This window comes from Croceibacterium salegens (genome assembly GCF_009827435.1).
GTDB classification, from domain to species: Bacteria; Pseudomonadota; Alphaproteobacteria; order Sphingomonadales; family Sphingomonadaceae; genus Croceibacterium_B; species Croceibacterium_B salegens.
Genome location: NZ_WTYM01000059.1, coordinates 1 through 13,074, shown reverse-complemented (window position 1 = coordinate 13,074; position 13,074 = coordinate 1). Strand labels below are relative to the sequence as shown.

Below are 13,074 nucleotides of genomic sequence, written 5' to 3'. Positions count from 1 at the left end.
GAAAGGGGGCATTCTATGAAGCGAACCACCGGAGCGGCGGCGCTCGCTCTGGCTTTCGCCGCGCAAGCTGCATTCGCGCAGGACAAGCCCGCCGCGCCCGAGGTTGCCGACCACGCCGCCGATACGCCCGAGGCCGCGCACGAAGCGCACGAAGTCCGGCTCGTCGCCGAAATGACCGAACTGCTCCCCGGCTACGGCGGAGGCGGTTTCGCGATCACCACCAGCGTGCCCGAGGCGCAGGCCTTCTTCTCCAACGGCATGGAGCTGGGCGCGGCCTTTGCACACAGCGCGGCAAAGGCGGCGATGCAGGAAGCCGTGCGGCTCGACCCGGCCTGCGCCATGTGCAAGTGGGGCCAGGCCCTGGTCACCGGACCGACGATCAACTTCGGCCTCGACGCCGACGAGCGTGCCGAGTTTTACCCAATGGTGCGCGAGGCAGCACGAATCGCGGCGCGAAATGGTACGGCGAAAGAAAAGGCGCTGACCGCGGCGCTCGTCGAACGCTTCCGTCCGGGCGATACTGCGGCGCGCGACCATGCCTATGTCCTCGCCATGCAGGGCGTGCAGAACCGCTACCCCGAGGACAACGAGATCGCCGTTCTCACCGCCGACGCCATGCTGGTCGATGCCTTCAACGGCTGGCAGGGCGACGCCGACGAAGATTCCGTGCTGGCCGAAGTCCGCAAGACCCTGCCGCTGCTCGAGACCGTGCTGGCGCGCGCCCCGGACCACACCCCGGCGATCCACTTCTACATCCACGCCACCGAAGTCGTCGGCGAGCCGGGAAAGGCCGAGCCCTTCGCTGACAAGCTCGCCGGCCTCGCGCCCCACGCCAGCCACCTCGTGCACATGCCCGCGCACACCTGGTACTGGGTCGGCCGCTACGAGGACGCCGCGCTGACCAACCGCCGTGCGGTGGAAATCGGCAAGGCCAATGCGAAGCGGCTCGGCATGATGGAGCACAACGACGCCTTCAACCTGCCGTACCACGCGCACAACGTGATCTACGGCCTTGGCGGCGCGCTGATGGCAGGCGATTCGGCCGTCGCGCTCGAGCTTGCCCGCCCGCTGATCGAGGCGGCCAACAAGCAGGACGAGGTCGCGGATGCTGGCGCCGTTCCTTCGGCGACAGCCCAGCTGCTGATGAGTTCGGGCTACTTCGCATACGCCCGTTTCGACCCGGCAGCCGTCGCCGGATTGGCCGAACCCGACCTGCCCTACCTCAAGGCGGCGTGGCACTATGCCCGCGGCGAAGCGGCGGCGTGGGACGGCGATGCAGCAGCGGTTCGTGTCGAGGCGGCGGCGATCCCCGACCACATAGCCGACGATCCCAAGTCCGATGACGTGCGCTCGGCTGAGACGATGCTCGGCGTCCTGCGCGGCGTGCTCGAAGGCCGCGTCGCGCGCCTCGAAGGCGATCTCGATGCGGCGGCCAAGGCCTACCGCACCGCCGCCGAGTTCGAAGAGAGCAAGGACTTCAACGATTTCACCGACCCGCCGGCGTTCTGGTACCCGGTGCGCCGCGACCTCGCCGCGGTCCTGCTCGCGCAGGGCGACGCCGCAGGCGCGGAGCGCGAGGCGCAGATTTCGCTGCGGATGCGGATGAAGGACCCGGTCGCCGAAGCGATTCTCGCAGGAGCCAGGGCTGCATTGGGAGGAAGCTAGGCGTGGTCGCGAGCACCGATCCGTTGCTCGCCGAAATCCAGCGCCAGCTCGACGCGGACATCGACCTCTCGGGACTCGCCGAGCGATTCGGCTACTCGCCGTATCATTTTCACCGCGTCTTCACCCGCTCGGTCGGCGAGACTCCGCGTGGGCACATCGCGCGGTTGCGGCTCGAGAAGGCGCTGCTGCTGGTCGTGGCCAGCGAGGCGACGTTTCTCGATATCGCGCTCGCCGTGGGCTTCCGAAACCACGAGACCTTCACCCGTGCTTTCAAGCGGCAGTTCGGAACGACCCCGCGTGAGCTTCGCCGCGAAGCGCGGCAGGTCGAGCGCAAGCCGCCCGACCGGCTGGATGAGGAATATTCGCTGTCCAAGGCGCGCTTCGCCATGCTGCCGGCCAGGCACATGCTCGCTGTGCGGCACATTGGATCGTACGATGAGCCGTTCGCGCTGCCTTACCTGCCGGAAGACACCTACTGGAACGGCCTCGTCGCCTGGGCAGAGGCGCACGACCTGGGCCACTCGCGCCTGCCGTACGGGTTCTTCCTCGACATGCCGGGGATCACGCCGGATGCGGCGATGCGGGCCGATTTCGCAATCGAGATCGAGCGCGAGGTCACACCCGACGGGCGCTATTTCTACCTGCCGTTCGACGGCGGTACCTTCGGCGTGATCGAGCACCGCGGACCGCATAACACCCTGCCGCAAGCCTATCGCGCGCTGGTCAACGCGATTTTTGCGGTGCCCGAAAAGTACGTCCTCAGTGGCGCGCCACCGTTTCAGGTCCACCGCGAGGTGCACGTTGACGGCGACCCGGCGGACAACCTGACCGAGGTCTATTTCCCCGACACCCGCGCCTGAAGGCGGTCCGCAAGAATCGTCAAGAAGCCGGCGCGGCCCGCGTGTAAGCGGGATAGCGATACGCGGTTCAGGAGGTCGGACATGACGGCGATCAAGACTTTGGCATTGGGCCTGGCGCTGACGGCGTCGGCTCCCGCTTCGGCACAACAGGAGGCGCGCATGGCGGCACCGATCGTATTCTTCGACATCGCCGGGCCCGATGGGTCCGCGGTCCAGGCATTCTACACCGCCGTGTTTGGCTGGAAGGTCGCGGCCGACGGGGCGGTGACGGTCGAAACCACCGGAAGGCTCGACGGTAACCTGCGGACCGAGGCGGCGGGCGATGCTATGCTTTACTTCGGCGTACCAGACGTAACCGCGGCGCTTGCCAAGGTGACCGCCAACGGCGGTAGCGTAGAGGCGCCGCGGTTTGAAGTCCCCGGCGTGGTGATCCTTGGCCTGTTCCGTGACCCGGCGGGCAATCGCATGGGCCTGGTCGAGATCGGTGAGGACGGCCGGGCGATTGTGCCCTAACCGGAATTGGCCCGCCCAACCGCAGCGGTCCGCGCCGAGGCAACGGCAATGCTGAAACAGCTCGCCGGGGCAAGGGGCGCACTCGGCAGGCCTTGAAAACGGCCTCGACACTCTTTATATTAGCAATGCCTAATTGAGAGAGTTTAGAGGTTCGAAATGCTGCAAACCGTGACCCCCGCCGAGGCCCGGCGCATCGTTGCCGATGGTGCCCGGCTGGTCGATATCCGCTCGCCCGACGAGTTCGCCCGCGCCCGTGTGCCGGGGGCCGAAAACCGCCCCGCCGACGCGCTCGCCCCGCTCGGCTGCAAGGAGCCGGTGGTCTTCATGTGCCGCTCTGGCATGCGCACCTCGGCCAATGCCCAAAAGCTCGCCGGTTGCTGCGACGAAGGCTACCTGCTGGTCGGCGGCCTCGACGCCTGGCGCAAGGCGGGCCTGCCGGTCGAAGAGGACAAGAGCCAGCCGCTCGAAATCATGCGCCAGGTGCAGATCGTCGCAGGTTCGCTGATCCTCGTCGGCGTGCTGCTCGGCTTCACCGTTTCGCCGCTGGCCTTCGGCCTCTGCGCCTTCGTCGGCGCCGGGCTGACCTTCGCCGGCGTGAGCGGATGGTGCGGCATGGCCCACCTGCTGGCGGTGATGCCGTGGAACCGCCGGAGCGCGGCGGCCTAGCCCTTGCGGTCGGTCCGCTGTGGCAGGCCGCCGGGCTGGTCGACTTCGAGAGCGACCGCCCGGCCGCCTTCCGTCACGAAGCGAAAGTGCTGCATCGGTGAGCTCTCGGGCACGAAGGTGTCCTCTCCCACCGCGACGAGCGTGACCGGCGGGCGTCCGCCGCGGCTCGTCGTCAGGTTGCCCGCCGGATCGATGGCGAGAACCCGGTCGCCATAGGTCCCAGCATAGCCCGCAAGCGCATGCCCGGGATCGATGGGCGAGACTTGCGCGCGGTAGAAGGCTGCGAGCCGCCCCGCGGCCCAACGCTCGTTCTCGGGGCCGGTCTTCGCCAGCCCGTCCATCGCCTCGGCCTGCGCCACCAGCAGCGCCTTGTCGGCCTCCACCGCGATGGCCGGGGCGATACCGACGGTCTGCCAGTCCTTGCCGGTCTTCGCGTGCACCGCGCGGCCTATGGAGATCGAGGCAACGTAACCCCCTGGGATCGCCACGAAGGTGTTCTGGAAGCCGCCGCCACCGGTATTCTCGCCGACCAGCTTGCCGAACCCGAAGGCCGAGACGTGGTCGGCAAATTCCTCCGCCGCCGAGAAGGTGAAGTGCGAGGTCAGCACGTAAACCGGCTTCCCGGCGAGCGAGAACGGCGTGGCGTGCGTCTTCGTCGGCATTCCGGGATGTCCGCGCATCTCGAAGCGCATCAGGTCGGTCCCGGCGGGCAGGAAATAGCTCGCCAGCGCGGCGACCGCGTCGGCGTCCCCGCCGCCGTTGCGGCGCAGGTCGATGACGATGGCATCGCCCCCGCGCAGGAACTCCATTGCCGTCTCCATCGCCTTTTCGGCCTCCGGCGTGCCCCACATGAAGCCGCGATAATCCATGTAGCGGATGTTGCCCTGGAGGAGCTCGAGCTTGAGTACGCCGGCGTTGTTGAGCGCGACCTGCCGCACCGCCTCGGCCGGCATGTCGCCCTGCTCTCCATCGTCGTCCATCGGATGCGCGGCCAGCAGCGCCGACTGCGCTGGATCGTACATCAGCGAGAGGTGGCCGTCCTCGTAGACGCCGTGCATCACCTCGGTCGCCTTCTGCGCCAGCGCTTCGCCGGTCAGGCCGGCGAACTCTCCCCTCGCTTCCGCCCCGGCAAGCGCCTTGTCGAGCGCCGCAGCGGTATCGGGCAGGACATAGCGCGCCGCCACCTCCTTGCGCAGCGCTGCGATCGTCGCGGACGTTGCCGCCGGCGAGATGGCTTCCTGTGCGCGCGCCGGGCAGGGGTGCACGAAACTGAAGGGCAGGACGACGGCAGCGAACGGGAACAGGATATGCGGAAATCGCATCGGGAATCTCCGTTTTGTCACTGCGCCTGATATAGCTATTGCGGTGCGCCAGAAGGCGGCAAATTGGCGCCGCGATTTGCCGGATTTCGGCAAGCCAGGGAGCAACGACGCCGGAAAATGCGCGAGTGGGACAACTATGATCGCGCCCTCCTATCGCTGCTGCAGGAGGATGCGCTGCGCACCGCCGAAGACCTTGCGCGCGACGTTGCCTTGTCGCCCTCGGCGATCGCCCGGCGGGTGCGGCGAATGCGCGAGGACGGGACCATCCTGGCCGACCGCGCGGTAGTCAGCGAGAAGGTCGGGCCGTTCCTTTCGGCGCTGGTCGACATCCAGCTCGACCGCCACGCCCTGCCCGAGGTCGAGGCGCTGCTGCGGCGGCTCGACGGGCGGCGCGAGATCCAGGCGGTGCTCGAAGTCGCCGGGCCGTTCGACCTCGTGCTGGTCGTCGCGGTGGCCGACATGGACGCCTTCAACATGTTCGCCGACGAGGCGCTGGCGAGCGATCCGGCGGTGCGGCGTTACGAGAGCCGGTTCGTCAAGCGGCGGCGCAAGTTCACCACCGCCTGGCCGATCCCGCGCGGCTAGCCGAGGCTTTCCATCGTCGCGGCGGCGCACTTGTGCGTCGCGTCGTCGCCGCCCCCGGAGAGCTGCGTGGCGAGGATGAACCCGCCGACCACCAGCACGACGAAGGCGACCGTGACGAGCCCGAGGTACTTGTCGATGAAGCTCTTGATCGGGGCGCCGAACAGCCGGAACAGCACGCCGACGATCATGAAGCTGATCGACCGGCTGACGATGCTGGCGAAAACGAAGCTCAGCAGGTTCATGCCGATGAACCCGGCGGTGATCGTCAGCAGCTTGAACGGGATCGGGGTCATGCCCTTGATCATGATGATCTCGGCCCCGTACTCGCGCAGATAGCACGCCGCTTGCGGGAAGCTGTCGGTGAGGTGCAGCAGGTCGAGCAGCTGGCGCCCGACGGTGTCGTAGAGCAACGCCCCGATGGCGTATCCGAGCAGTCCCCCGGCCACCGAAGCCAGCGTGGCGATCGCCGCGAAGCGAATCGCCTTCTTCGGCTCGGCGAGGCACATCAGCCCGAGCAGCGGGTGCGGCGGGATCGGGAAGAAACTCGCCTCGACGAAGGCGAACAGCGCCAGCCACCACTCGGCGTGGCGATGCGCCGCCTTCTCCATCGTCCAGTCGTAGAGCTTGCGCAGCATGTCCCGCCCGTGGTCCCTTCCAGCTTCCGCGCGGTTAGGCGAGGCCGCGAACCACGGCAATCGAAATCAAATAACCTATCTGGTACTTTTCTATTGACATCGTGACGCTGTTTGGTTAGAGAAGCCGAACATCGCGATAGACCGATTCGAAAAGGGCGGCCCGGAAACGGGGCGCCCTTTCGCGTTTCGAGGCATCGCCAAGCATGGGATCGACGACATGGACAACAACAACGTGAAAGCCTGGCCGGAATGGGCCGGGCGGTTCCTCGACGCCTTGCGCTCGGGCAAGGGCGTGACGGTAGCCTGCCGCGCCGCCGGAGTGGCGACTTCGACGCCCTATCACCTGCGCGGCCGCGACGTTGCTTTCCAGGTCGAGTGGGACAAGGTCCGGCCGGTCGACGACCGCCGTAAGCGCAAGACCGGCCCGGCCCCCCGCCGTGGCGCCGCCAAGGTCGAACGATTCCTCGACGAACTGGCGCACACCTCGAACGTCGCCGCCGCTGCGGCGGTGGCCGATATCCCGGTGAGCAAGGTCTACAACCTGCGCCGCACCGATCCGGACTTCGCGCGCCGCTGGTACGCCGCGCTCACCGAAGGCTACGACAACCTCGAGATGGAGCTGCTGCAGCACCTGCGCAGCGGCGAGGCGGCCGACGCGCCCAAGCGCAAGTTCGACACCGCCACCGCGCTGCGCTGCCTCACCGCCCACCGCGAGAACGTGGCGCGCGAGAAGGGCCGCCGCACGCTGGCCGAGGAAGCCGCGACGATCGAATCGATCAACGCCAAGATCGATGCCCTGCGCGCCCGCGGCAAGGAAGGCACCGCCGCGATCCGCAAGGCGCGCAAGAACGTCGCCAAGCGGACGAAGCGCGATGCCAAGGCGTAAGCGTAAACCCTCGCGCGGCTCCTGGCTGCGGAGCGACGATCCCGAGGACGTGGAAAAGCGGCAGGAGCTCGCCCGCCTGCTCGCCCCGCACGAAATGGCCGCGCTCGGCTCATACTACTGGGAGGGCTGGGCGCGCGACGAACAGCTTCCCCCGGGCGAGGCCTGGCGCACCTGGCTGATCTGCGCCGGACGCGGTTTCGGCAAGACCCGCGCCGGTGCCGAATGGGTCCGCGACGTCGCCCGCAACGACGGCAACGCGCGCATCGCGCTGGTCGGCGGGAGCCTCGCCGAAGTGAGGAACGTGATGGTCGAAGGCGACAGCGGCGTCCTCGCCGCCGCCCCCGGCGCGCTCGCTCCGGTGTTCGAGCCTTCCTTGCGCAAGCTGACCTGGGAGAACGGCGCCGTGGCCTGGCTCTATTCGGCCGGCGAGCCCGAGGCGCTGCGAGGTCCGCAACACAGCCACGCTCGGCCGGGCAAGCCCAGAAGGAATTCTACGTCAACGAAGCGCATGCGCTGACCGACGCGCTGCTCCACGCGGCCTGCGAAGGCGAGGCGGTTTCACCGCCGGCAACGCCGGCCGATGGTGAAGCCTGGCTGGTGGGGATCGGGGCCGACGGGGACTGGACCGGCGAGGACGGCAAGCTTGCGACATGGCAAGCGGGCAGCTGGCTGTTCGCCGCGCCGAACGACGGCATGCGGCTGTTTGACCGTTCAACGGGGCAGGTGATCCTCTACGCCGGAGGCTGGCAACGGCCGGCCGCCCCGGCGGTCCCTGCAGGCGGCACGACGGTCGACGACGAGGCCCGCGCAGCCATTTCAAGCTTGATTACTGCGCTGATTTCCGGCGGTATCCTGACCGGCAACTGAGGATGCGGAGCCTCTGCTTCGTTACTGCGTTGTGCCACGAAACATGCAGGAGATCGCTATGCCCGCTACCCGTCTGCTCGCCATTGCCGCTCTGGGACTTGCCGTTACCGGCTGCGAGTCCATCCAGGAGGTGCCGACCGAACGGATCGGTTCGGCCACCCTGCATTTCGCCAATGGCCTCCCGGCCGGGACCGCGCAGCTTTACGGCAACGGGACGCAGGTCAGCATCTCGATCGCGCTGGCGGGCTTTTCGCCCGGCGTCCACGGCATTCACCTGCACATGATCGGCAAGTGCGATGCGCCGGACTTCACTTCCGCCGGCGGACACCTCAATCCCGGCGGCAAGCAGCATGGCACTAGCAATCCGGCCGGATCGCACATGGGCGATCTGCCCAATGTGACGATCGGCGACCAGGGCGCGGGCACCGTCAGCGCCACCCTGATGGGTTCGCGTGCGGAGATCCTGGCGGACATCTTCGATGGCGACGGCTCGGCTATCGTGGTCCACGCCGGTCCCGACGACTACAAGACCGATCCCTCGGGCAATTCCGGCGCGCGCGTCGCCTGCGGGGTATTCACGGCTTCCTAGCTGTCGTCAGGCATCGCCGCGTATTCGAGGCCGTCTTCCAGCCCGGCATCGGCGAATCCCTTGAGGCGCAGGCGGCAGGAATCGCACAGCCCGCAGGCCCGGCCATCGGGCGTCGGATCGTAGCACGACCAGCTCCACGCCGGATCGAGGCCGAGCCGCACCGTCTCGGCAGCGATTTCCGCCTTGCCCATGTATTGCAACGGCGCGTGAATCGTGAACGGTGCCCCTTCGACCCCCGCTCGCGTCGCCAGTCTCACGGTCTCCGTAAAGCTGGCGATGAATTCGGGCCGGCAGTCGGGATAGCCCGAGTAATCGAGCGCGTTGACGCCGATGAAGATGTCGCTGCTGCCGCGCGCTTCGGCGAATCCAGCGGTCAGCGACAGGAAGATGAGGTTGCGCGCCGGGACGTATGTGACCGGGATGTCGCTCCCGACGCCGCCCTTGGGAACGTCGATGTCGTCGGTCAGCGCGGAGCCGCCGAAACGGCGCAGGTCGAGCCGCAAGATGACATGGCTGGCGACGCCGAGCTTTCCGGCAATGAGCCTTGCCGCCTCGATCTCGCGGCGGTGCCGCTGGTTGTAGTCGATGGTCAGGGCATGGAGCGCGAAGCCAGCCTCTCGGGCGAGCGCGGCGGAGACCATCGAATCGAGCCCGCCCGAAAGCAGCACGACCGCGCTGCGGCCATCTCCCTCCAGTTTGTCGCTGCTGCTCATGGCATTCGGCTAGGCGCGGCGCTCGCCGCCCGCAAGCCCAAGCCGCAACGCTAGTCCTCGATCTGGAATTCGCGCGAGCAGAAGGCGCAGTCGACGCGGATGATGCCATGCTCATCCCGCATGTCCTGCCGATCTTCCTTGGGGAAGCGCGCCAGCACTTCCTCGAAGTGCACCACCGAGCAACGGCAGCCGCGCGACAGCTCTGCACCAGCCTCGACTCGCACCTCGTTTTCTTCGTGGAACAGGCGCCAGACGAGCGCCTCGAGGCTCAACTCGGGATCGACCAGCTCGCCTTCGCGGGTACTGCCAGCAAGGACGGCGACGTGTTCCCACTCGGGATGGTCCATCCGCACATGCAGCCGCTCGCGGCCCTCTTCGCCCTCTGCGAGGTGCTGGACGAGCAAGCCTCCGGCAATCGCGCCGCCGAGACCCGGTCGAATCGCGGTGCGGATGATCGTCGGGACCTGCTCGCTTTGCGCGAAGTAGCGTTCGACTGCTTCAGTGAGCGAAGTCCCCTCGAGTGGCACGACGCCCTGGTAGCGCTGACCTGTCGCTGCGAGGTCAAAGGTGATGGCGAGATGGCCGGCCCCGAACAGCTGCTGGAGCAAGGGCGTTCCGCCCAGCGTGGCGACTTTCTCCGCATCGTGCTGAAGGTAGCCGCGCAGTTCGCCGCCGCGATAATCACATACAAGCAGGCTGATCGCCCCTTCCTCGGCCTGGGCCTGTAGAGTCAGCTGGCTGCCGTCATCCTTGAGCAGGGCGCCCATCAACGCGGTCAGGACCAGCGCTTCGCTCAGCAGCTGGCGCGGCAGAGGCGGGTAGTCGTGTGCTTCGAGGATTTCCTCGAGCACCGGCCCAAGCCGAACCACGCGCCCACGCGCGTGGCGTTCGGTCAGAGTGAATTGCAGGATTCGGTCGAAGCCGGTTTCGCCGTGTCCCGAAATGTTATCGCTCATCGCCTGTCCATATGGGGCCGATCGGGCGCGATGAAAGGCGCTTTCAGAGCAATCCGAAGCACCACAGCAGGATCGACTTCTGCGCGTGGATGCGGTTCTCGGCTTCGTCGAATACGACCGACTGCGACCCCTCGAACACCCCTTCGCTTACCTCGTCACCGACGTGCGCGGGCAGGCAGTGCAGGAAGCGTGCGTTTGGCTTGGCCTTGACCATCAATGCTTCGTTGACCTGGAACGGGGCCATAGCGGCGAGCTTGTTGTGTGTGTGCTCCTGACCCATCGAGACCCAGGTGTCTGTGACCACCACGTCCGCGCCGCTTACCGCTTCAGCGGCATCCTGCGTGAGCAGGACGTTCGATCCGGCAGCGCGCGCCATTTGCACGAACTCGTCGTACGGCTCGTAGCCGACCGGCGTACCAATGCGAACATTGAACTTCATCAGTGCCGCCGCCTCGAGGATCGAGTGCAGCACGTTGTTGCCGTCGCCGAGCCAGGCCACTTCCAGCCCAGGCAGCGCCTTGCCCTGTTCGATCACGGTGAGCAGGTCGGCAACGATCTGGCACGGGTGCGAGCGATCAGTCAGCCCGTTGATGACCGGCACGTGCGCGTGATGCGCCAGTTGCTCGATCTTGGCGTGATCGTCGGTGCGAATCATGATCGCATCGACCATCCGGCTGAGCACGCGCGCCGTATCGGCAATCGTCTCGCCGCGCCCGAGCTGGCTGGTGCCCGAATCGAGAATCACCGACGTTCCGCCAAGCTGGCGAATGGCGATGTCGAAGCTGACCCGCGTGCGGGTCGAGCTCTTCTCGAAGATCATCCCCAGGACATGACCGGCAAGCGGCGCGTCGGCGTCCGGCTTGCCCTTGGGCCAGCCGGCGCGGGCCGCCTTGCGGTCCTGCGCATCGTTGATCATCGCAGCGATCGCATCGCCGCCCGCATCCGACAGGTCGATGAAATTTCGCACGATCGCCGCGATATCGAGATCGCCCCCCGCCGCCATCGTCAGGATTCCGGCGCCTGGTAGCTCGCGGCACCGGCCGAAAGCTTGTCGAAGAACTCGTCGATCTCGGCATCTCCGATAACCAGCGGCGGCAGGACGCGCAGGGTCTGGTCGCCTGCTGCTACGGTGAGCAGCTGGTGGTTGTCACGCAGGTGCTGCATGAACGGCCGCGGCTCGATCGTCATGCGGATGCCGAGCATCAGGCCCTTGCCGCGGACACCTTCGAACAGATCGGGATAGTTGCCGATGAACTGCTCGAGCCGCGTGCGCAGCCGTTCACCCTTCTCCCGCACCTCGGCGAGAAATTCGTCATCGGCCACGGCATCGAGCACCGCCATCCCGGCCGCCATCGCCAGCGGATTGCCGCCGTAGGTCGAGCCGTGGGTGCCGAAGGTCATGCCGCGGGCGGCCTTTTCCGTGGCGACACAGGCACCGAGCGGGAAGCCACCGCCGATCCCCTTCGCCACTGCCATGATGTCGGGCACGACACCGGCCTGTTCGTAGTAGAACATGGTCCCGGTGCGCGCGACGCCGCACTGCACTTCGTCGAACACCAGCATCAGGTCGTTCTCGTCGGCCAGTTGGCGCAGGCCCTTGAGGAATTCGTCGGTGCCGGTGCGGATGCCGCCTTCGCCCTGGATCGGTTCGACAAGGAACCCGGCAGTGTGCGGGCCCATCGCCGCCTTGGCGCCTTCAAGGTCGTTGAAATCGACGTACTTGAAGCCTGGCAGGAGCGGGCTGAAGCCCTTGTGCATCTTCTCCTGGTTGGATGCGCTGATCGTCGCCATCGTCCGGCCGTGGAAGGCGTTCTTGAAGGTGATCAGCTCGAACTTCTCGTCGTTGCCGGCGTGCTGGTGATATGCGCGCGCGGTCTTGATTGCGCACTCGACCGCCTCGGCGCCCGAGTTGGTGAAGAATACCGTGTCGGCGAAGGTCAGGTCGACCAGCCGCTGTGCCAGCGCCTCGCCCTGCGGGCTGCCATAGAGGTTGGAGACATGCATCAGCGTCGCCGCCTGGCGCTGGATCGCACCGATCAGCCCCTCGTGACTGTGGCCCAGCAGGTTGACCGCGATTCCCGCCGCAAAGTCGAGATAGCGGGTGCCGTTCTCATCGATCAGGTGACAGTGCTCGCCTCGCACCGGCCGCACGTCGCACCGGGGGTAAACGGGCATGAGCGGGGTGATCGACATGGCTGGAATCCTATCTGCAATATGAAACGTAGAAACGCGTGAACGACAAATGGCGGCCCTTGCGGACCGCCATTTGCAACCGTTTATGCCTGTGCGTTGGCCCGGTCAAATACCGGCCATGGCGCGGATCGGTCAGCCCTGAACGGGCACAAGGTTGACCGCCGAGTACTTGCCTCGTCGGTCGACCTCGAGATCGAACTCGAACCTGTCGCCTTCATTGATCCCGGGCAGGCCCGAGCGCTCGACCGCGCTGATGTGGACGAAGGCATCTTCCTTGCCGTCATCGCGCGTGATGAAGCCGAAACCCTTCATCGAATTGAAGAACTTGACCGTCCCGGTCGCCTTTTCGCCGGTCAGCTCGCGCTGCGGCGCACGCGGCGCCACGGCGATGACATCGCCGACAACCTGCAGGTCGGCCGCGGAGATCTTTCCGCCCCGATCGACGAGGTTGAATTGCAGTTCCTGCCCTTCGGCGAGACCTTCCAGCCCGGCGCGTTCCACCTGGCTGATGTGCACAAACACGTCTTCACCGCCTTCATCGCGCTGGATGAAGCCGAATCCCTTCTGGGCGTTGAAGAACTTTACCTTGCCCTGGCCGGTACCGACGACCTGCGCCGGCATTCC

Annotated in this window: 15 protein-coding genes and 1 pseudogene; 9 read left to right on the top strand and 7 right to left on the bottom strand. The window is 66.8% G+C overall.

Annotated features, from left to right (window positions below; all coding sequences use genetic code 11):
- Window positions 1-15 precede the first annotated feature (15 nt).
- From GRI89_RS16230 to GRI89_RS16215, 4 genes are all read left to right on the top strand, one after another.
- Window positions 16-1,665, top strand: a complete 1,650-nt coding sequence (locus GRI89_RS16230; protein WP_159797882.1) for a hypothetical protein — start codon at window positions 16-18, stop codon at window positions 1,663-1,665.
- Between the two features lie 2 nt (window positions 1,666-1,667).
- Window positions 1,668-2,525, top strand: coding sequence for an AraC family transcriptional regulator (locus tag GRI89_RS16225; protein ID WP_159797880.1), 858 nt, complete (start codon window positions 1,668-1,670; stop codon window positions 2,523-2,525).
- An 81-nt stretch (window positions 2,526-2,606) separates the two neighbouring features.
- Complete coding sequence (locus GRI89_RS16220) at window positions 2,607-3,038, top strand: VOC family protein (RefSeq protein ID WP_159797878.1); 432 nt, start codon at window positions 2,607-2,609, stop codon at window positions 3,036-3,038.
- A 168-nt stretch (window positions 3,039-3,206) separates the two neighbouring features.
- Window positions 3,207-3,704 (top strand): rhodanese family protein, encoded by a 498-nt coding sequence (locus tag GRI89_RS16215; RefSeq protein WP_407924988.1) that lies wholly within the window; start codon window positions 3,207-3,209, stop codon window positions 3,702-3,704.
- Here the strand turns inward: GRI89_RS16215 and GRI89_RS16210 are convergent.
- Window positions 3,701-5,026, bottom strand: coding sequence for a S41 family peptidase (locus GRI89_RS16210; protein ID WP_159797874.1), 1,326 nt, complete (start codon window positions 5,024-5,026; stop codon window positions 3,701-3,703). The genes GRI89_RS16215 and GRI89_RS16210 overlap by 4 nt on opposite strands.
- A gap of 117 nt (window positions 5,027-5,143) precedes the next feature.
- Between GRI89_RS16210 and GRI89_RS16205 the strand changes: the two genes are divergently transcribed.
- Window positions 5,144-5,611 (top strand): Lrp/AsnC family transcriptional regulator, encoded by a 468-nt coding sequence (locus GRI89_RS16205; RefSeq protein WP_159797872.1) that lies wholly within the window; start codon window positions 5,144-5,146, stop codon window positions 5,609-5,611.
- Here the strand turns inward: GRI89_RS16205 and GRI89_RS16200 are convergent.
- Window positions 5,608-6,246: a YqaA family protein gene (locus GRI89_RS16200; protein ID WP_159797870.1), complete on the bottom strand. Its 639-nt coding sequence runs from the start codon at window positions 6,244-6,246 to the stop codon at window positions 5,608-5,610. The two genes, GRI89_RS16205 and GRI89_RS16200, sit on opposite strands and share 4 nt — an antisense overlap.
- A 217-nt stretch (window positions 6,247-6,463) precedes the next feature.
- Between GRI89_RS16200 and GRI89_RS16195 the strand changes: the two genes are divergently transcribed.
- From GRI89_RS16195 to GRI89_RS16180, 4 genes and pseudogenes are all read left to right on the top strand, one after another.
- Window positions 6,464-7,132, top strand: a complete 669-nt coding sequence (locus GRI89_RS16195) for a hypothetical protein (protein WP_159797868.1) — start codon at window positions 6,464-6,466, stop codon at window positions 7,130-7,132.
- 94 nt (window positions 7,133-7,226) lie between these two features.
- Window positions 7,227-7,598: pseudogene (locus GRI89_RS17855) on the top strand (terminase large subunit domain-containing protein); the annotation flags it as partial.
- Window positions 7,520-7,999 carry a DUF2793 domain-containing protein gene (locus tag GRI89_RS16185; protein WP_235913490.1) on the top strand — a complete coding sequence of 160 codons (480 nt, stop codon included), beginning with the start codon at window positions 7,520-7,522 and terminating at the stop codon, window positions 7,997-7,999. The pseudogene GRI89_RS17855 and the gene GRI89_RS16185, both read left to right, overlap by 79 nt.
- A gap of 58 nt (window positions 8,000-8,057) precedes the next feature.
- Window positions 8,058-8,588: a superoxide dismutase family protein gene (locus tag GRI89_RS16180; RefSeq protein ID WP_235913480.1), complete on the top strand. Its 531-nt coding sequence runs from the start codon at window positions 8,058-8,060 to the stop codon at window positions 8,586-8,588.
- Here GRI89_RS16180 and queC read toward each other — a convergent pair.
- From queC to GRI89_RS18310, 5 genes are all read right to left on the bottom strand, one after another.
- Window positions 8,585-9,301: a 7-cyano-7-deazaguanine synthase QueC gene (queC, locus tag GRI89_RS16175; RefSeq protein WP_159797864.1), complete on the bottom strand. Its 717-nt coding sequence runs from the start codon at window positions 9,299-9,301 to the stop codon at window positions 8,585-8,587. The genes GRI89_RS16180 and queC overlap by 4 nt on opposite strands.
- A gap of 50 nt (window positions 9,302-9,351) precedes the next feature.
- Complete coding sequence (gene hslO / locus GRI89_RS16170) at window positions 9,352-10,257, bottom strand: Hsp33 family molecular chaperone HslO (RefSeq protein ID WP_159797862.1); 906 nt, start codon at window positions 10,255-10,257, stop codon at window positions 9,352-9,354.
- Between the two features lie 43 nt (window positions 10,258-10,300).
- Window positions 10,301-11,260 carry an ornithine carbamoyltransferase gene (argF, locus tag GRI89_RS16165; protein WP_159797860.1) on the bottom strand — a complete coding sequence of 320 codons (960 nt, stop codon included), beginning with the start codon at window positions 11,258-11,260 and terminating at the stop codon, window positions 10,301-10,303.
- Between the two features lie 2 nt (window positions 11,261-11,262).
- On the bottom strand, window positions 11,263-12,450 hold the full coding sequence (locus GRI89_RS16160) for an aspartate aminotransferase family protein (protein WP_159797858.1): 1,188 nt from the start codon (window positions 12,448-12,450) through the stop codon (window positions 11,263-11,265).
- Window positions 12,451-12,582: 132 nt separating this feature from the next.
- Window positions 12,583-13,074: cold-shock protein (locus GRI89_RS18310; RefSeq protein WP_328598316.1), on the bottom strand; the 492-nt coding region annotated here is incomplete at its 5' end.

Bases quoted from the DNA above. Each gene is read 5' to 3' on its own strand.
- GRI89_RS16230 (WP_159797882.1), top strand. From the start codon at position 16: ATGAAGCGAACCACCGGAGCGGCGGCGCTCGCTCTGGCTTTCGCCGCG.
- GRI89_RS16220 (WP_159797878.1), top strand. From the start codon at position 2,607: ATGACGGCGATCAAGACTTTGGCATTGGGCCTGGCGCTGACGGCGTCG.
- GRI89_RS16210 (WP_159797874.1), bottom strand. From the start codon at position 5,026: ATGCGATTTCCGCATATCCTGTTCCCGTTCGCTGCCGTCGTCCTGCCC.
- GRI89_RS16205 (WP_159797872.1), top strand. From the start codon at position 5,144: ATGCGCGAGTGGGACAACTATGATCGCGCCCTCCTATCGCTGCTGCAG.
- GRI89_RS16200 (WP_159797870.1), bottom strand. From the start codon at position 6,246: ATGCTGCGCAAGCTCTACGACTGGACGATGGAGAAGGCGGCGCATCGC.
- GRI89_RS16195 (WP_159797868.1), top strand. From the start codon at position 6,464: ATGGACAACAACAACGTGAAAGCCTGGCCGGAATGGGCCGGGCGGTTC.
- GRI89_RS16180 (WP_235913480.1), top strand. From the start codon at position 8,058: ATGCCCGCTACCCGTCTGCTCGCCATTGCCGCTCTGGGACTTGCCGTT.
- queC (WP_159797864.1), bottom strand. From the start codon at position 9,301: ATGAGCAGCAGCGACAAACTGGAGGGAGATGGCCGCAGCGCGGTCGTG.
- hslO (WP_159797862.1), bottom strand. From the start codon at position 10,257: ATGAGCGATAACATTTCGGGACACGGCGAAACCGGCTTCGACCGAATC.
- argF (WP_159797860.1), bottom strand. From the start codon at position 11,260: ATGGCGGCGGGGGGCGATCTCGATATCGCGGCGATCGTGCGAAATTTC.
- GRI89_RS16160 (WP_159797858.1), bottom strand. From the start codon at position 12,450: ATGTCGATCACCCCGCTCATGCCCGTTTACCCCCGGTGCGACGTGCGG.